Source organism: Pseudomonas fluorescens, from assembly GCF_030344995.1.
Classification (GTDB): Bacteria; Pseudomonadota; Gammaproteobacteria; order Pseudomonadales; family Pseudomonadaceae; genus Aquipseudomonas; species Aquipseudomonas fluorescens_BF.
Genome location: NZ_CP128260.1, coordinates 5,840,377 through 5,856,164, shown reverse-complemented (window position 1 = coordinate 5,856,164; position 15,788 = coordinate 5,840,377). Strand labels below are relative to the sequence as shown.

The following is a 15,788-nucleotide window of genomic DNA, read 5'->3' as shown; positions in this document are numbered from 1 at the left end:
ACCCATAAGGTTCGAGGAGTTGGTGATGAAAGTTCGTGCATCGGTGAAAAAGCTGTGCCGTAACTGCAAGATTATTCGCCGCGAAGGTGTTGTTCGAGTAATTTGCAGCGCGGAACCGCGTCACAAACAGCGCCAAGGCTGAGTGTGATTGTGCTTCAAGCCCGGTAGCTAGTGCGCTACCGGGTTGATTATTTGTTATTACAGCGATATTATCTCGCGCCCTATTTCTTGGCTTCCGGGGCGTAGGTAGCTGTCAATTGGAGTCCCACTGAATGGCCCGTATTGCAGGCGTTAACATTCCAGATAACAAGCATACTGTTATCTCGCTGACCTACATCTATGGTGTTGGTCGCACTACTGCACAGAAGATCTGTGCAGAGACTGGGGTAAACCCAGCCGCAAAGATCAAGGATCTGAGCGACGAGCAGATTGAACAGCTGCGTGGCGAAGTGGCGAAGTTCACCACTGAAGGTGACCTGCGTCGCGAAATCAACATGAAAATCAAGCGCTTGATGGACCTCGGTTGCTATCGCGGTCTGCGTCATCGTCGTGGTCTGCCAGTACGCGGTCAGCGTACCAAGACCAACGCGCGTACCCGTAAAGGTCCGCGTAAGCCGATCCGCAAGTAATCGCCCCAGCGAATCGACAGGAATTTAATCATGGCAAAACCTGCTGCTCGTCCTCGTAAAAAAGTTAAAAAGACAGTGGTTGATGGCATCGCCCACATCCATGCTTCTTTTAACAACACCATCGTGACCATCACCGACCGTCAAGGTAACGCTCTTTCCTGGGCTACCTCCGGTGGTTCGGGTTTCCGCGGTTCCCGCAAGTCCACCCCGTTCGCTGCTCAAGTAGCTGCTGAGCGTGCTGGTCAAGCTGCGCTGGAATACGGCCTGAAAAACCTCGACGTGAACGTCAAGGGTCCAGGTCCAGGTCGTGAATCCGCAGTCCGCGCTTTGAACGGCTGTGGCTACAAGATCGCCAGCATCACCGACGTGACGCCAATCCCGCACAACGGGTGCCGTCCGCCGAAGAAGCGCCGCGTGTAATCCAGGAGATTGTAAAGAATGGCTCGTTACATTGGTCCAAAATGCAAACTCGCTCGTCGCGAAGGCACCGATCTCTTCCTGAAGAGCGGCGTGCGCGCGATCGAATCGAAGTGCAACATTGAAGCAGCACCTGGTATCCACGGCCAACGCCGCGGTCGCCAGTCCGACTACGGCACCCAACTGCGTGAAAAGCAGAAGGTTCGTCGTATCTACGGCGTTCTCGAGCGTCAGTTCAGCGGCTACTACAAAGAAGCTGCTGGCAAGAAAGGTGCAACCGGTGAGAACCTGCTGCAACTGCTCGAATGCCGTCTGGACAACGTTGTATACCGTATGGGCTTTGGTTCGACTCGTGCCGAATCCCGTCAGCTGGTATCGCACAAGTCGATCAGCGTTAACGGTCAGACCGTAAACGTTCCGTCCTACCAGGTTCGTGCTGGTGACGTGGTTGCTGTTCGCGAGAAAGCAAAAAACCAACTTCGCATTGTCCAAGCTCTCGATCTGTGTGCCCAACGTGGCCGCGTAGAATGGGTAGAAGTAGACACTGAGAAGAAGTCGGGCGTTTTCAAGAACGTTCCTGCTCGCAGTGATCTGTCCGCCGACATCAACGAAAGCCTGATTGTCGAGCTCTACTCCAAGTAAGGGCTAGAAAATAGGTGCATCCATGCAGATTTCGGTAAATGAGTTCCTGACACCCCGCCACATTGATGTGCAGGTTGTCAGTCCAACCCGCGCCAAGATCACTCTCGAGCCTCTCGAGCGTGGTTTTGGCCACACCCTGGGCAACGCGCTGCGCCGCATCCTGTTGTCCTCAATGCCCGGCTGCGCAGTAGTCGAGGCCGAGATTGACGGTGTGCTCCACGAGTACAGCGCCATCGAAGGTGTACAGGAAGACGTAATTGAAATCCTGTTGAACCTTAAAGGTCTGGCCATCAAGCTGCACGGTCGTGACGAAGTTACGCTGACCTTGTCGAAGAAGGGTTCGGGGGTGGTTACCGCTGCCGATATTCAGCTGGATCATGATGTCGAGATCGTTAATCCCGATCACGTAATCGCTAACCTGGCGTCTAACGGCGCCCTGAACATGAAGCTCACCGTAGCTCGTGGTCGTGGTTATGAACCAGCAGACTCGCGTCAGAGCGATGAAGACGAAAGCCGCAGCATCGGTCGTTTGCAGCTTGACTCTTCGTTCAGCCCGGTTCGCCGTATCGCATACGTGGTGGAAAACGCCCGTGTCGAGCAGCGTACCAACCTGGACAAGCTGGTTATTGATCTGGAAACCAACGGTACTCTGGATCCTGAAGAGGCTATCCGCCGCGCTGCAACCATTCTGCAACAGCAGTTGGCTGCGTTCGTCGACCTCAAAGGTGACAGTGAGCCAGTGGTTGTCGAGCAGGAAGACGAGATCGATCCGATCCTGCTTCGCCCGGTTGACGATCTGGAACTGACTGTACGTTCGGCTAACTGCCTTAAGGCGGAAAACATCTACTACATCGGCGACCTGATTCAGCGTACCGAAGTAGAGCTGTTGAAGACTCCGAACCTGGGCAAGAAATCCTTGACTGAAATCAAGGACGTTCTGGCCTCCCGCGGTCTGTCCCTCGGCATGCGCCTCGACAACTGGCCGCCTGCAAGTCTTAAGAAGGACGACAAGGCGACTGCCTGATCGTCGTAATCACCGAACGTAGTGTTTGGTAAGGAATGAACCATGCGTCATCGTAAAAGTGGGCGTCACCTGAGCCGCACCAGCTCGCACCGCAAGGCCATGTTCCAGAACATGGCGGTGTCGCTGTTCGAGCACGAGCTGATCAAAACTACTCTGCCAAAAGCCAAAGAACTGCGCCGCGTTGCCGAGCCGCTGATCACTCTGGCCAAGACAGACAGCGTTGCTAACCGTCGTCTGGCTTTCGACCGTACTCGTTCGAAAGCTATCGTTGGTAAGCTCTTCAACGACCTGGGCAAGCGTTACGCTACCCGTGAGGGTGGCTACCTGCGCATCCTCAAGTGCGGTTTCCGCGCTGGCGACAACGCGCCTATGGCGTACGTCGAACTGGTTGATCGTGCTGTCGGCGGTGAAGCTGTATCCGCTGAGTAAGACATCAGTCTGAAACAAAAAACCGGGCCTAGTGCCCGGTTTTTTGTGCCTGTAAGAAATGCGCGGTTCGTACAAGCTTCTACCCTGTTTGGTTCTGCACTATGTGCGGGGATTTTTCGTTAGTTTTTTTCTATTGATGACCATAAGTTAATGAATTTGTGGCTGTCATATTGATGATCGATACTCCCCAACAAGCCGATTAGCCGGCAGTTCAAGACCGATAGAGGAAGAAGATCGCATGAGCCAGAACAAGACGCTTACGACCGCCAGTGGCGCACCTGTCGCCGATAACCAGAACTCTCGCTCCGCCGGCCCTCGTGGCCCGTTGCTGCTCGATGATTTTCATCTGATCGAAAAGCTTGCTCACTTCAACCGGGAAAACATTCCTGAGCGTCGTGTACACGCCAAAGGTTCGGGCGCATACGGTACTTTCACGGTCACTCGCGATATTACGCAGTACACCAGCGCCAAGCTGTTCTCCGCTGTCGGCAAACAGACGCCCACATTCCTGCGTTTTTCAACGGTGGGTGGTGAGCGTGGCTCGGCCGACACCGAGCGCGATCCACGTGGCTTCGCCCTCAAGTTCTATACCGAAGAAGGCAACTGGGACATCGTTGGCAACAACACCCCGGTGTTCTTCATTCGCGATCCACTGAAGTTTCCTGACTTTATCCACACCCAGAAACGCTTGCCGCAAAGCAACCTGAAAAGCGCGCAGATGATGTGGGACTTCTGGTCGCATTCGCCTGAAGCACTGCACCAGGTGACGATCCTGTTCTCCGATCGCGGCATTCCGGACGGCTATCGCCACATGCATGGCTTCGGCAGCCATACCTACAGCCTGATCAGCGCTCAAGGCGAGCGTCACTGGGTGAAGTGGCACTACAAGACCAAGCAAGGGATCAAGAACCTCGCGCCGGCAGACGCTGCACGTTTGGCGGGCACAGATCCGGATTACGCCCAGCGCGATCTGTTCGAAGCCATCGAACGTGGTGACTTCCCGAAATGGAGCGTGTGCATCCAGATCATGACCGAGGCCCAGGCCGCTGCTCACTATGAGAACCCGTTCGACGTGACCAAGACCTGGTCGCAGAAGGAGTTTCCACTGATTGAAGTGGGTGAGCTGGAACTGAACCGTAATCCGCTCAACTATTTTGCCGAAGTCGAGCAAGCGGCGTTCGGTCCAAGCAACATGGTGCCTGGCGTAGGTCTGTCGCCGGATCGCATGCTGCAAGGCCGCGTCTTCGCATACGCCGATGCCCACCGCTACCGCATAGGCACCAATCACCAGCAACTGCCAGTGAACGCCCCGCGCAGCCCGGTGAATACTTACCAGCGCGACGGTTCTATGGCTTTTGGCAGCAATGGTGGCGCAGCGCCGAACTACGAGCCGAACAGCTACGTAGAGTCGCCGAAACAAGCGCCGCACTATGCCGAACCTGCACTGGCTCTGAACGGCGCGGCTGATCGCTACGATCACCGTGAGGACACTGACTACTACAGTCACGCCGGTGCGCTGTTCCGCTTGATGAGCGACGAACAGAAAGCATTGCTCGTCAGCAACATCGCCGGTGCGATGGCGGGCGTGTCGAGTGATGTCGTCGACCGTCAGTTGCAGCATTTCCACAAGGCCGATCCGGCGTACGGAGAAGCAATCGCAAAGCTGCTCAACGTACAGCTTAACGAAGTCTAAACGAGAAGCAGAACCGCCCTCATTTGGGCGGTTTTTGCGTTATTTAGGCTGCTTTTCTCAGAATATCTTCGCTTTTATTGCGCGAAGTGAGTGACCTTCCAGTCAGGTTGGTTCAAACTACAGACTTTCAAGCAGGGAGATGTAGGGCGATGCAAGGCCACCCAGACGTTATCGATTACCTCAACACGTTGCTGACCGGCGAACTGGCCGCGCGTGACCAATATTTCGTTCACTCGCGGATGTATGAGGACTGGGGATTCACCAAGCTCTACGAACGAATCAACCACGAGATGGAAGAAGAGGCCGGTCACGCCGATGCACTGATGCGCCGGATTCTGATGCTCGAAGGCACACCGCGCATGCGCCCGGATGACCTGGATGTTGGGACCACGGTAGAGACCATGCTCGAAGCGGATCTGCGCCTTGAGTACAAGGTGCGCGCGGCGCTGTGCAAAGGCATCGAACTGTGCGAACAACACAACGACTATGTCAGCCGCGAAATCTTGCGAGTTCAGCTCAACGACACCGAAGAAGATCACACCTACTGGCTCGAAAAGCAGTTGGGCCTGATCAAGCTGATCGGTATCCAGAACTACCTGCAGTCCCACGCGTCCTGATTGCAGCCGATACAAAAAAGCCCCTGTCACTGACGAAGTGACAGGGGCTTTTTCATGTCCGGCAATCAGGCCCGATCGCGGATCAGCAGCGGCTTGAGGTAATGGCCAGTGTGAGACTGTTTCATCTCGGCGACTTCCTCCGGCGTACCGGTGGCGATGATCTGCCCACCTTTCGAACCACCCTCGGGACCGAGATCCACCAGCCAGTCGGCCGTCTTGATCACGTCGAGGTTGTGCTCGATCACCACCACGGTATTGCCGTGGTCGCGCAGACGATGCAGTACGTCGAGCAATTGCTGGATATCCGCGAAGTGCAGACCCGTGGTCGGCTCGTCGAGGATGTACAGAGTCTTGCCGGTATCGCGCTTGGACAGCTCGCGGGACAACTTGACCCGCTGTGCTTCACCACCCGACAGCGTTGTGGCCGACTGGCCGAGCTTGATGTACGACAGGCCCACATCCATCAGCGTCTGCAGCTTGCGCGCCAGCGCCGGCACCGCGTCGAAGAACTCCCGCGCTTCCTCGATGGTCATCTCAAGGGTTTCGTGGATGCTCTTGCCCTTGTATTTGATCTCCAGGGTTTCGCGGTTGTAACGCTTGCTCTTGCACACGTCACACGGAACGTAGATGTCCGGCAGGAAGTGCATTTCCACCTTGATCAGACCGTCGCCCTGGCAGGCTTCGCAACGACCACCCTTGACGTTGAACGAGAAACGCCCCGGGCCGTAACCTCGGGAGCGGGACTCGGGCACGCCGGCGAACAGTTCGCGGATCGGTGTGAACAGCCCGGTGTAGGTTGCCGGGTTGGAGCGCGGCGTACGGCCGATCGGGCTCTGGTCGATGTCGACGACCTTGTCCAGATGCTCCAGGCCCTTGATGCTGTCGTGGGCTGCCGCTTCCAGGGTGGTCGCGCCATTGAGGGCCGTGGCGCTCAGCGGGAACAGCGTGTTGTTGATCAGCGTCGATTTGCCGGAGCCGGAAACGCCGGTCACGCAAGTCAGCAAGCCGATCGGGATCTCCAGGTCGACGTTGCGCAGATTGTTGCCCCGCGCGCCCTTGAGTGACAGCACCTGCTTTTTGTTGCGCGGTGTGCGTTTGGCCGGCACTTCGATCTTCACTCGGCCCGACAGGTATTTACCGGTCAGCGAATCCGGGTGCGCCATGACTTCGTCCGGCGTGCCTTCGGCGACGATCTGCCCGCCATGAACGCCGGCGCCCGGGCCGATATCCACTACGTAGTCGGCGAGACGGATCGCATCTTCGTCGTGCTCGACCACAATCACCGTGTTGCCGATGTCGCGCAGGTGCTTGAGGGTGCCGAGCAGGCGATCGTTGTCGCGCTGGTGCAGACCGATGGACGGTTCATCGAGAATGTACAGGACACCCACCAGGCCTGCGCCGATCTGGCTGGCCAGACGAATCCGCTGCGCTTCACCGCCGGACAGGGTATCGGCACTGCGATCCAGCGACAGATAGTCGAGACCGACGTTGACCAGAAACTGCAGACGCTCGCGGATCTCCTTGAGAATCTTGTCGGCGATTTCGCCACGTCGGCCGGTCATCTTCAGCGCGCCGAAGTAATCGCAGGCGTCGCCGATTGGCAGGTTGGTCACCGCCGGCAGGGTTTTCTCGCCGACCCACACGTGCCGCGCTTCGCGACGCAGGCGAGTGCCACGGCAATCCGGACAGGACTGGGTGCTGAGGAACTTCGCCAGTTCTTCGCGCACGCTTGCCGATTCGGTTTCGCGGTAGCGGCGTTCGAGATTCGGCACGATGCCTTCGAACGGGTGCGAGCGCTTGACGATGTCGCCCCGGTCGTTGAGGTATTTGAAATCGACGTTCTGCGAGCCGCTGCCGTGCAGGATGTACTTCTGCTGATCGGCCGGCAGTTCGTTGAACGGCTGCTCCAGGCTGAAACCGTAATGCGCGGCCAGTGAGCCAAGCATCTGGAAGTAATAGACGTTACGCCTGTCCCAGCCGCGTATCGCGCCTTCGGCCAGGGTCAGTTCTCCGTTGACCAGGCGCTTGATGTCGAAGAACTGCTTTACCCCCAGACCGTCGCAGGTCGGGCAGGCGCCAGCCGGGTTGTTGAAGGAAAACAGCTTGGGTTCCAGCTCGCTGATCGCGTGGCCGCAGATCGGGCAGGCGAAGCGCGCGGAGAAGATCATCTCTTCGCCCGGCTCGTCGTCCATCGGCGCTACCAGCGCGATGCCGTCGGCCAACTTCAGCGCGGTCTCGAAGGATTCCGCCAGACGTTGCTGCAGGTCGGCGCGTACCTTGAAGCGATCGACCACGACTTCAATCGTGTGCTTCTTCTGCTTATCCAGTTTCGGCAGTTCGTCCAGCTCGCAGAGCCGGCCGTTGACCCGGGCCCGGACGAAGCCCTGGGCACGCAGTTCTTCGAATACCGACAGATGCTCGCCCTTGCGCTCGCGAATCACCGGCGCCAGCAGCATCAGCTTGCTGCCTTCCGGCTGGGCCAGCACCAGGTCGACCATCTGGCTGACGGTCTGCGCTTCCAGCGGAATGTCGTGATCCGGGCAGCGCGGCGTACCGACGCGTGCATAAAGCAGACGCAGGTAGTCGTAGATTTCGGTGATGGTGCCGACCGTGGAGCGCGGGTTGTGCGAGGTCGACTTCTGTTCGATGGAGATCGCCGGCGACAGGCCTTCGATAGTGTCGACGTCGGGTTTTTCCATCATCGACAGGAACTGCCGGGCATAGGCCGACAGGGATTCGACATAGCGGCGCTGACCTTCGGCGTACAGCGTGTCGAAGGCCAGGGACGACTTGCCGGATCCGGACAGGCCAGTGATGACGATCAGTTTGTCCCGTGGCAGGGTCAGGTCGATGTTCTTCAGGTTGTGGGTACGGGCCCCACGAATCAGGATTTTGTCCAAAATGGCCTCGCTCGGCGGGCGTCGAAAACACAGGAGTATACGGCCAAATACTGGATGGATGCACACTATCAAGTGAAGGGTTTTTTGCCTTACATGAAGAGAGTTTCATCTGTACGCGTCAAAGCGTCGCGATATACCCCGTCTCTCGATGGGACTGGTAGAATCGCCGCCGGTTCACACGAGGTTTTTCCATGCACGATCCCCACAGCGAACGCATGAGTGGCAGCGAGACCCGCGCGGCGAGCGGTCTGGCCCTGGTGTTCGCCTTCCGTATGCTTGGCATGTTCATGGTGTTGCCGGTACTGGCGACCTACGGCATGGATCTGGCGGGAGCGACCCCGGCCCTGATCGGGCTGGCGATTGGCGCTTACGGCCTGACCCAGGCGATTTTCCAGATTCCGTTCGGGATCATTTCCGACCGCATCGGCCGACGTCCGGTGATTTACCTGGGGTTGATCGTCTTTGCCCTCGGCAGCGTGCTGGCGGCTCAGGCCGACTCGATCTGGGGCGTGATTGCCGGTCGTATCCTGCAGGGAGCCGGCGCTATTTCTGCGGCGGTCATGGCCTTGCTCTCCGATCTGACCCGCGAACAGCACCGCACCAAGGCCATGGCCATGATCGGCATGACCATCGGCCTGTCGTTCGCCGTGGCGATGGTGGTCGGCCCGCTGCTGACCCGTGCGTTCGGCCTGTCCGGTCTGTTCCTCGCCACCGGTGGCATGGCACTGGTCGGGATCGTGATCGTGATGTTCATGGTGCCGAAATCCACTGGGCCGCTGAGTCATCGCGAGTCCGGCGTGGCGCGTCAGGCGTTGATGCCGACGCTCAAGCACCCGGACCTGCTGCGGCTGGATCTGGGCATTTTTGTGTTACATGCGATGTTGATGTCGAGCTTCGTCGCACTGCCCCTGGCGCTGGTCGAAAAGGCCGGTCTGCCCAAGGAACAGCACTGGTGGGTCTACCTCACAGCCTTGCTGATTTCTTTCTTCGCCATGATCCCGTTCATTATCTACGGCGAGAAGAAACGCAAAATGAAACGTGTTTTGCTCGGCGCCGTGATGACGCTGATGCTCACTGAGCTATTCTTCTGGCAGTTCGGTGACAGCCTGCGGGCTCTGGTGATCGGGACGGTGGTGTTCTTCACCGCGTTCAATCTGCTGGAAGCTTCGTTGCCGTCACTGATCAGCAAGGTTTCACCGGCAGGTGGCAAGGGCACGGCCATGGGCGTGTACTCCACCAGTCAGTTCCTCGGTTCGGCACTCGGCGGGATTCTCGGCGGCTGGATGTTCCAGCATGGCGGTCTGTCGGTTGTGTTCCTCGGATGTGCCGGGCTGGCTGCACTTTGGCTGGCCTTTGCTGTTACCATGCGCGAACCTCCCTACGTGACGAGCCTGCGCCTGCCGCTGTCGCCCGAAGCGATCCGCGAAGCGGGTCTGGTCGAGCGTCTCAAGGCCCTCGTAGGGGTAACTGATGCAGTCATAGTCGCTGATGAAGCGGCGATCTACATCAAACTGGACACCGAATTAATGGATCGCACCACTCTCGAACGCCTGGTGAACAACCCGGCGCAGACTGCGTGCGAAGCCTAGGAGAACGTTATGGCCCGTGGGGTTAACAAAGTCATTCTGGTCGGTACTTGCGGCCAGGATCCCGAAGTACGCTACCTGCCCAACGGTAACGCCGTGACCAACCTGAGTCTGGCGACCAGCGAGCAGTGGACCGACAAGCAGACCGGTCAGAAGGTCGAGAAGACCGAGTGGCACCGCGTATCGATGTTCGGCAAGGTTGCCGAAATCGCCGGCGAATACCTGCGCAAGGGTTCGCAGGTGTACATCGAAGGCAAGCTGCAGACGCGTGAGTGGGAAAAAGACGGTATCAAGCGTTACACCACCGAAATCGTGGTCGACATGCAAGGCACCATGCAACTGCTCGGCGGCCGTCCGCAACAGGGCGACCAACAAGGCGGTGGCAACAACTACCAGCAGCAGGCGCCACGCCAACAGGCTCCGCGTCCGCAGCAGTCGGCACCTCAGCAGCGTCCGGCCCCGGCTCCACAGCAGGCCGCACCGCAACCGGCTCCGGATTTCGACAGCTTCGATGACGATATTCCGTTCTGATTCGATGCTTTATCCGCGTTAAGCAAAAAAGGCCCGTCGCTGAATGCGACGGGCCTTTTTCATGTGCGCAGGTTTTTCAGTCAAGAATCAGATGCGGCAGAAACCGGCTCGAATCCTTGGTGATCAAGCTATTGTCTTCCCGCACACCAATCCCGGCCGCCTGATCGCCGATCACCCAAGAACCGATCAACGTGTAGCTGTCGTCGAACTTCGGCAAAGGGGCAAACTCCTGCAGGATGAAGGGCGCATCGGTGTAGGGCCCATCCTCTTTGACGATCAGACCTTCGACGGTCTGCAACTCGATGTTGGCGCCTTCCCGGGAGAAGTATGGTTTGCGTACCCAACCCTTGGGCACGGCGCTGCCCGGGTTCGGGTCGAGGTGCGCGGCCAGCAGATTCGGGTGGCCCTTGTGCAACTCCCATAGCAGGGGCAGGGCGCCCTTGTTGGAGAGGATGGATTTCCACGCCGGTTCGAAAAACTGGGTGTCGCACTCGGCAATTGCCGCGCCGAACGGCTCGTGGAAGATGAACTCCCAGGCGTGCAGTTTGAACAGGTGCGGGATCCAGCGATCTTCGAGATCCACGAAACGACCGTCAGCGCTCAGGCCGATGTCTTCGATATCGATGTGCCGCGATTCGATGCCGACCTTCTCTGCGATCAGGCGCAGGTAATCCGTAGTGCCCTTGTCTTCGACCGAGTCTTTCATCGAGGCGAAGTAAAACGGCCGCGTGAGTTTCAGCTGAGCAAAGGCTTCGTGCAGCCGGGTGTCGATGCTGTTGAACTGGTCTGCATGGCGCGGCAGCATCCCGCGCTCGATGCATTGCTCCAGCCAGCCCCACTGGAACGCCGACGCTTCATAAAGACTGGTGGGCGTGTCGTAGTTGAGTTCGAGCAGCTTCGCCGGGCCGTTGCCGTTGTAGGAGAAGTCCATGCGTCCGTACAGATGCGGATGACCTTCCAGCCAGGACGTTCGGATCATGTCGTAGTACGGCGCCGGAATGCTCAGACGATCCAGCAGTTCTTCGCTGTGCACGACGCGGTCGACCAGATCCATGCACATCTCGTGCAGCTCGGTGGTCGGATCCTCCAGATCGTTTTCAATCTGTGCGAGCGTGAATTGGTAGTAGGCGCTCTCGTCCCAGTACGGCTCGTCGTCGATGGTGTGAAACAGAAAGCCGAGGCTTTCGGCAGTCTGTTTCCAGTCGTGGCGTTCGGCGCAGTGAATCTTCTTCATGGTCAGCTGCTCGAACGGCCCCAGCCGCCCCAACCGCTGCGTGCGCTGGACTGGCTGCCGAAACCGCCACGGGAGGTGGACGAAGCCACGTTGACCGGTTTGCGGTAATCGCTGTCGTAGTCCCGCTGGCTGCGGCTCGGTGCCGACTCGATTCGACGATTCAACGTCGAGGTGTCGTAGGTCTGGCGAGTATTGCGCTCACGATAAACCGGCCGCGAGTCGCTCGCGCGATTGTTGCTCATGGCATTACCGATCAGCCATCCGGTGAGCCAGCCGTTGCCTGCACCGCTGGACGAGTGCGAAGTGCTGGTCTGATTGCTCTGCACGGCAGCCGCATCACCGGCCGGCATCTGAGCATTGGCGATCGCATCAAGGTTCTGCGCCGGCTCACCGTCCTGCGGCACCTTGAAACCACCGAGCTTCGGCACGAAACGGCCAGCGGAATTTTTCTGACACCAGTCAGCGGCAAAGTCCGCGTCGCAGGCAGCCTTGTCGTCGTAGGCCGGGGAGATCCGCCGGTGTTCGGCCAGGGCTGCGACATAGGCGTTCGAGCAGACATCCGGTGCCACTTCGGCGTCGACGCATTGTTCGACGCTCTGGAAGTTGCGTTGCTGTTCCTGGGCGGCCACTTCACCGGAAATCGCCAGGGCCACCGAAGCGGCCAGCGACAGTTGAACATACTTGCTTCGTTTCATCTCAGGCTTCCTGCCGATCAGTAGGACGGGGTCATGCACGCGGCGTTGAGCATGCCGACGCTGATCGCCACCGCCGCCACATAGATGCCTGCAGCGATTTCACCGTTGGCGATGCGCTGAGACGTGCCCTTGAGCACCAGCCCGGTCGCCAGGAAGGCCAGCAATTGCACCGCGGCCGCGATCACCGCCCAGAGCACGAAGTCGAGGACGTTGATCGAATGAGCGATCACGTTGCTCGCTGGAATCGCGAAGCCGATGATCGCGCCGGACAGGGCAATGGCGGCGGCGACGTTGCCGGAGCGGATCAGCTCGAATTCCTTGTGCGGCGTGACGCGGGTGTAGACGAACTGAAACAGCATGAACAACAGCACGGCGCCGATCAGGTAGGCGATGAAACCGACCAGCGCGGCTTTGTTCAGAGAAATGGACAACGCTTCCAGCATGGAAAACTTCCTTTTAAATAGTGCTCAAATCGGTGGTGTACAGCGAGATGCCCAGCGAGGTGCTCAGACTGACGGTGCCTTCCTCGTCCTGCTCGACGGAGAACAGCAAGAGCTCACGGCGATCGGTCAGGCCGGTTTCCCGGGCGTAAAGCATCGAGTGATGGTTGATGGTGTAGGACTCGTCGGGGTTGATCACCTGTTCGGTGAGTGGCACCAGCTCGGTCTGGCCGCGTTCAGTGCCCCACTCACGGGTGTATTCGACACCTTCATGGCGATAGGTCGGCAGGCCGATCAGGCTGTTCGGGCCGGCCAGGCGCTGCAGTTCAGCGTCACTGTTGACCGTCACATAGCTGACGTAATTGAACAGCGTCACCGACTCGATCTGATCGTCGCCGGTGACATGGATCTGTACCCAGAATTCTTCATCGTTCAGGTAGTAGCGATGCAGTTTGTTCGACTGACCGAGGTCGATCCAGCCGGCGCTCCAGATGGCCTGGGCGTCGGGAACCCGCACCGAGGTGCTGCCGTCGAGCAACAGGCCGAGGGTCGTGTCGAAGCGGATCGCCTTGCCCTGCGCCAGTCCGAGCGGGCCGCCGGCAGACTCTGACGCCGGCGCGGCCGACTGCCAGTTGCTGGTGCCGAGCAAATCTTTGAACCATCCCATGGGTACATTCCTTGAAGCGGGTGGAGATATTCGTTGGCAAAACGCCGCTAGTGTACCGGCCTCGTGGCGAACGAGCAGGCAAAAAAGAAGGGCACCCGGTGCCCTTCTTTTTTCTCGCCGCCGTTACTGGGCGGACTTCTGCTTCAGACGCTCGAGGATGGCGTTGGCGCTGCCTTCGTTCGGCGTGATGCCGGCTTCGCGCAGCTTGCGATCCAGGTCGTTGCCGGTCGAAGCATCGGCCAGCTCGTCGGCAGCGCTCAGCTCGGCAGCGCGTTGCTGCTGCTTGGCTTGCAGACGGTTCAGAGTGCCGACGGCGGTTTCCAGCTTGCCGTTGGCGCCGCCGCTGGCGATCGAGGCGCTGACCTGAGCCTTCTGCACGCTTTCACGGGCCTTGGCCATGTCCACTTGCTGGCGCAGGCTCTTGATCCGCGCTTCGGCCTTGTTGATGTCCTTGCGCATGTTGTCGGCGTAGGTGCCGAACTCGTCGCTCTGTTTCTTCTCGACGCCCAGGTCGTTGGTCAGAGTCGAGATCGCTTCGGCCACTTCCATCGCCAGATCTTCACGGCCGGCATTCAGGGCGGACAAAGCCTTGGCTTCCAGGTCCTTGATCTTGGCTTCGTACTCGCTCACGCGGTCGGCGGAGAGTTTGTGCTTGGCCATGATGGTGACCAGTTCGCGACGGGCGTTGGACAGCGCGCTGTCGGCGTCACGGATTTCCTGATCGAGGATGCGCAGGGCCTGTTGGTCGGCGATCGCTTCGCCGACTTCGTTGGCGCCGCCGCGCAGCGCGGTGAACAACTTGCTCCAGATGGACTGAGTCATTGGATATTCCCTGTTGATTACTTGAAGAAGTGTTCGAAGGCTTCGCTGGCGCGCTGCACGTTGTCGACCAGGGTTTTCACCTCGGTGACCACGTTGGTCAGGCTTGAGTCGGCACTCAGTGCGCCGAACATGTTGTAGACGGTCTGGCCGTTGGGCATGGTCTCGATGCCGATCGACGACAGCGGGAACATTTCCCGGCTGCGCAGTACGGCGTCGTTGAAGGCGCGCACGTCGGTGATCGAATCGATGTCCACCAGCACGGTGTCGACGATGATCTGCTGACCGGCGAGGGCGATGTGAATCGGCAGACCGCCGAATTCGTTCATTTCCAGCTTGAGGCTGGGTTCGGAGCTCTGGATCAGAGACAGCGTGATCTCTTGCGAAGCCACCTCGTCCAGCGCCTTGAAAGCGTTGTAGAGGCTATCGATGTTCCAGTTGTTGCCTGCGCTCATGTAATTCTCCGACATGAAAGAGCCAGCCAGAATCGGTTGGCGTAGCTGTTGCTCCATTTGCTTGAGCAAGCTCCGGTTTTCCGGAAGCACCCAAGTTTCGTGTTTCACATAACCGGCGGCAGCCAGGCCCGCGCGCATCTGCTTCATATAGAAGCTCGACGGCTTTTTCGCGGACGGTGTCGAGCGCACTCCCTTTGGGCTCTCTGACTTTGTGGCGGGGGAGCGGCTTTTCATGGCGATGACTCCGTTATGAACATCTCACGCGTGAGCCACACTACAACCAATTCAAAGTGCCATCAATGGCTCACGCGTGAGATTTTCATGGCACACGAAAAAACGCCCGCAACGAGGCGGGCGCAGGTTTTTCCGGGTGTGACCGAGCAGGGCTTAGCGGCTGGCGTCAAGGAACTCGTCGGTGGATACCACGCTGGCGTAGGCGAACCCCAGCGCCGACATGAACGCCGCGTGGACGTGGGCGGCGGGCACGGTCAGGCCGTTGAATTCCAGGTCGCGGCTGGCGCAGGCATCGTGAATCACCGTGACGGTGTAGCCCAGATCTGCCGCCGCACGGGTGATGCCGTCGACGCACATGTGGCTCATGCTGCCGACCACCACCAGTTCCTTGATGCCTTGCTCGTCGAGGATCGATTGCAGTTCGGTTTCGCGGAACGAGTTGACGAAATGCTTGAGCACCACCGGCTCATCGGCGCGGTTGAGCACTTTCGGATGCAGCTTCGCGCCTTCGGAGCCGGGTGTGAAAAACGGCGCCTCGGGTGAGGTGAATTCGTGGCGGATGTGCACCACCGAATCGCCGGCTTCACGGAACGCGGCGATCAACCGGGCGGCGTTGTCGGCGGCGGCCTCTGCACCGGCCAGCGGCCACTTGCCTTGGGGGAAGTAGTCGTTCTGGATATCGACTACGATGAGCGCTTGCTTGGCCATGGGTGTGTCCTCGACGTGTGGGTTGGTGTGGATTCAGTATTGGTGCTGGCCACGTTTTCGAGGATTGG

Annotated in this window: 18 protein-coding genes; 10 read left to right on the top strand and 8 right to left on the bottom strand. The window is 58.9% G+C overall.

Going from position 1 to position 15,788, the window contains the following annotated elements:
• Window positions 1-25: 25 nt before the first annotated feature.
• The 8 genes from rpmJ to bfr all read left to right on the top strand — a co-directional run bounded on the left by rpmJ (window position 26) and on the right by bfr (window position 5,451).
• On the top strand, window positions 26-142 hold the full coding sequence (rpmJ, locus tag QR290_RS26345; protein WP_002555468.1) for a 50S ribosomal protein L36: 117 nt from the start codon (window positions 26-28) through the stop codon (window positions 140-142).
• A gap of 130 nt (window positions 143-272) precedes the next feature.
• Complete coding sequence (gene rpsM, locus QR290_RS26340; RefSeq protein ID WP_009045849.1) at window positions 273-629, top strand: 30S ribosomal protein S13; 357 nt, start codon at window positions 273-275, stop codon at window positions 627-629.
• A 30-nt stretch (window positions 630-659) separates the two neighbouring features.
• Complete coding sequence (gene rpsK, locus QR290_RS26335; protein ID WP_002555466.1) at window positions 660-1,049, top strand: 30S ribosomal protein S11; 390 nt, start codon at window positions 660-662, stop codon at window positions 1,047-1,049.
• Window positions 1,050-1,067: 18 nt separating this feature from the next.
• A complete protein-coding gene (rpsD, locus tag QR290_RS26330) occupies window positions 1,068-1,688 on the top strand; it encodes a 30S ribosomal protein S4 (protein ID WP_003176404.1) in 621 nt (206 codons plus the stop codon).
• Window positions 1,689-1,710: 22 nt separating this feature from the next.
• Window positions 1,711-2,712 (top strand): DNA-directed RNA polymerase subunit alpha, encoded by a 1,002-nt coding sequence (locus QR290_RS26325; protein ID WP_003186012.1) that lies wholly within the window; start codon window positions 1,711-1,713, stop codon window positions 2,710-2,712.
• Window positions 2,713-2,754: 42 nt separating this feature from the next.
• Window positions 2,755-3,141 (top strand): 50S ribosomal protein L17, encoded by a 387-nt coding sequence (rplQ, locus tag QR290_RS26320; protein WP_007955635.1) that lies wholly within the window; start codon window positions 2,755-2,757, stop codon window positions 3,139-3,141.
• Between the two features lie 238 nt (window positions 3,142-3,379).
• A complete protein-coding gene (locus tag QR290_RS26315) occupies window positions 3,380-4,834 on the top strand; it encodes a catalase (RefSeq protein ID WP_115079382.1) in 1,455 nt (484 codons plus the stop codon).
• 149 nt (window positions 4,835-4,983) lie between these two features.
• Window positions 4,984-5,451, top strand: a complete 468-nt coding sequence (bfr, locus tag QR290_RS26310; protein ID WP_085697676.1) for a bacterioferritin — start codon at window positions 4,984-4,986, stop codon at window positions 5,449-5,451.
• A 65-nt stretch (window positions 5,452-5,516) separates the two neighbouring features.
• On the opposite strand, the gene uvrA is transcribed toward bfr, so the two are convergent.
• Complete coding sequence (uvrA, locus tag QR290_RS26305) at window positions 5,517-8,351, bottom strand: excinuclease ABC subunit UvrA (RefSeq protein WP_115079381.1); 2,835 nt, start codon at window positions 8,349-8,351, stop codon at window positions 5,517-5,519.
• A gap of 191 nt (window positions 8,352-8,542) precedes the next feature.
• Here uvrA and QR290_RS26300 point away from each other — a divergent pair, with 191 nt between their 5' ends.
• Together QR290_RS26300 and QR290_RS26295 are read left to right on the top strand one after the other, a co-directional pair.
• On the top strand, window positions 8,543-9,940 hold the full coding sequence (locus tag QR290_RS26300) for an MFS transporter (protein ID WP_007955631.1): 1,398 nt from the start codon (window positions 8,543-8,545) through the stop codon (window positions 9,938-9,940).
• 9 nt (window positions 9,941-9,949) lie between these two features.
• Complete coding sequence (locus tag QR290_RS26295) at window positions 9,950-10,468, top strand: single-stranded DNA-binding protein (protein WP_007966163.1); 519 nt, start codon at window positions 9,950-9,952, stop codon at window positions 10,466-10,468.
• A 76-nt stretch (window positions 10,469-10,544) separates the two neighbouring features.
• Here QR290_RS26295 and QR290_RS26290 read toward each other — a convergent pair whose 3' ends face one another.
• From QR290_RS26290 to QR290_RS26260, 7 genes are all read right to left on the bottom strand, one after another.
• On the bottom strand, window positions 10,545-11,702 hold the full coding sequence (locus QR290_RS26290) for a glutathionylspermidine synthase family protein (protein ID WP_289203917.1): 1,158 nt from the start codon (window positions 11,700-11,702) through the stop codon (window positions 10,545-10,547).
• A gap of 2 nt (window positions 11,703-11,704) precedes the next feature.
• Window positions 11,705-12,397: a DUF1190 domain-containing protein gene (locus tag QR290_RS26285; protein WP_007955628.1), complete on the bottom strand. Its 693-nt coding sequence runs from the start codon at window positions 12,395-12,397 to the stop codon at window positions 11,705-11,707.
• Between the two features lie 17 nt (window positions 12,398-12,414).
• A complete protein-coding gene (locus QR290_RS26280) occupies window positions 12,415-12,840 on the bottom strand; it encodes a DUF350 domain-containing protein (RefSeq protein ID WP_115079378.1) in 426 nt (141 codons plus the stop codon).
• A 13-nt stretch (window positions 12,841-12,853) separates the two neighbouring features.
• Window positions 12,854-13,504 carry a DUF2491 family protein gene (locus QR290_RS26275; RefSeq protein ID WP_115079377.1) on the bottom strand — a complete coding sequence of 217 codons (651 nt, stop codon included), beginning with the start codon at window positions 13,502-13,504 and terminating at the stop codon, window positions 12,854-12,856.
• 123 nt (window positions 13,505-13,627) lie between these two features.
• Window positions 13,628-14,326, bottom strand: a complete 699-nt coding sequence (locus QR290_RS26270) for a PspA/IM30 family protein (protein WP_289203916.1) — start codon at window positions 14,324-14,326, stop codon at window positions 13,628-13,630.
• A 17-nt stretch (window positions 14,327-14,343) separates the two neighbouring features.
• Window positions 14,344-15,012 carry a YjfI family protein gene (locus QR290_RS26265; RefSeq protein WP_007955624.1) on the bottom strand — a complete coding sequence of 223 codons (669 nt, stop codon included), beginning with the start codon at window positions 15,010-15,012 and terminating at the stop codon, window positions 14,344-14,346.
• A gap of 153 nt (window positions 15,013-15,165) precedes the next feature.
• Window positions 15,166-15,720 carry a cysteine hydrolase family protein gene (locus tag QR290_RS26260; protein WP_115079375.1) on the bottom strand — a complete coding sequence of 185 codons (555 nt, stop codon included), beginning with the start codon at window positions 15,718-15,720 and terminating at the stop codon, window positions 15,166-15,168.
• Window positions 15,721-15,788: the final 68 nt, after the last annotated feature.

Coding starts and splice junctions, on each gene's coding strand:
- rpmJ (WP_002555468.1), top strand. CDS start 26: ATGAAAGTTCGTGCATCGGTGAAAAAGCTGTGCCGTAACTGCAAGATT.
- rpsM (WP_009045849.1), top strand. CDS start 273: ATGGCCCGTATTGCAGGCGTTAACATTCCAGATAACAAGCATACTGTT.
- rpsK (WP_002555466.1), top strand. CDS start 660: ATGGCAAAACCTGCTGCTCGTCCTCGTAAAAAAGTTAAAAAGACAGTG.
- rpsD (WP_003176404.1), top strand. CDS start 1,068: ATGGCTCGTTACATTGGTCCAAAATGCAAACTCGCTCGTCGCGAAGGC.
- QR290_RS26325 (WP_003186012.1), top strand. CDS start 1,711: ATGCAGATTTCGGTAAATGAGTTCCTGACACCCCGCCACATTGATGTG.
- rplQ (WP_007955635.1), top strand. CDS start 2,755: ATGCGTCATCGTAAAAGTGGGCGTCACCTGAGCCGCACCAGCTCGCAC.
- QR290_RS26315 (WP_115079382.1), top strand. CDS start 3,380: ATGAGCCAGAACAAGACGCTTACGACCGCCAGTGGCGCACCTGTCGCC.
- bfr (WP_085697676.1), top strand. CDS start 4,984: ATGCAAGGCCACCCAGACGTTATCGATTACCTCAACACGTTGCTGACC.
- QR290_RS26300 (WP_007955631.1), top strand. CDS start 8,543: ATGCACGATCCCCACAGCGAACGCATGAGTGGCAGCGAGACCCGCGCG.
- QR290_RS26295 (WP_007966163.1), top strand. CDS start 9,950: ATGGCCCGTGGGGTTAACAAAGTCATTCTGGTCGGTACTTGCGGCCAG.
- QR290_RS26290 (WP_289203917.1), bottom strand. CDS start 11,702: ATGAAGAAGATTCACTGCGCCGAACGCCACGACTGGAAACAGACTGCC.
- QR290_RS26285 (WP_007955628.1), bottom strand. CDS start 12,397: ATGAAACGAAGCAAGTATGTTCAACTGTCGCTGGCCGCTTCGGTGGCC.
- QR290_RS26280 (WP_115079378.1), bottom strand. CDS start 12,840: ATGCTGGAAGCGTTGTCCATTTCTCTGAACAAAGCCGCGCTGGTCGGT.
- QR290_RS26275 (WP_115079377.1), bottom strand. CDS start 13,504: ATGGGATGGTTCAAAGATTTGCTCGGCACCAGCAACTGGCAGTCGGCC.
- QR290_RS26270 (WP_289203916.1), bottom strand. CDS start 14,326: ATGACTCAGTCCATCTGGAGCAAGTTGTTCACCGCGCTGCGCGGCGGC.
- QR290_RS26265 (WP_007955624.1), bottom strand. CDS start 15,012: ATGAAAAGCCGCTCCCCCGCCACAAAGTCAGAGAGCCCAAAGGGAGTG.
- QR290_RS26260 (WP_115079375.1), bottom strand. CDS start 15,720: ATGGCCAAGCAAGCGCTCATCGTAGTCGATATCCAGAACGACTACTTC.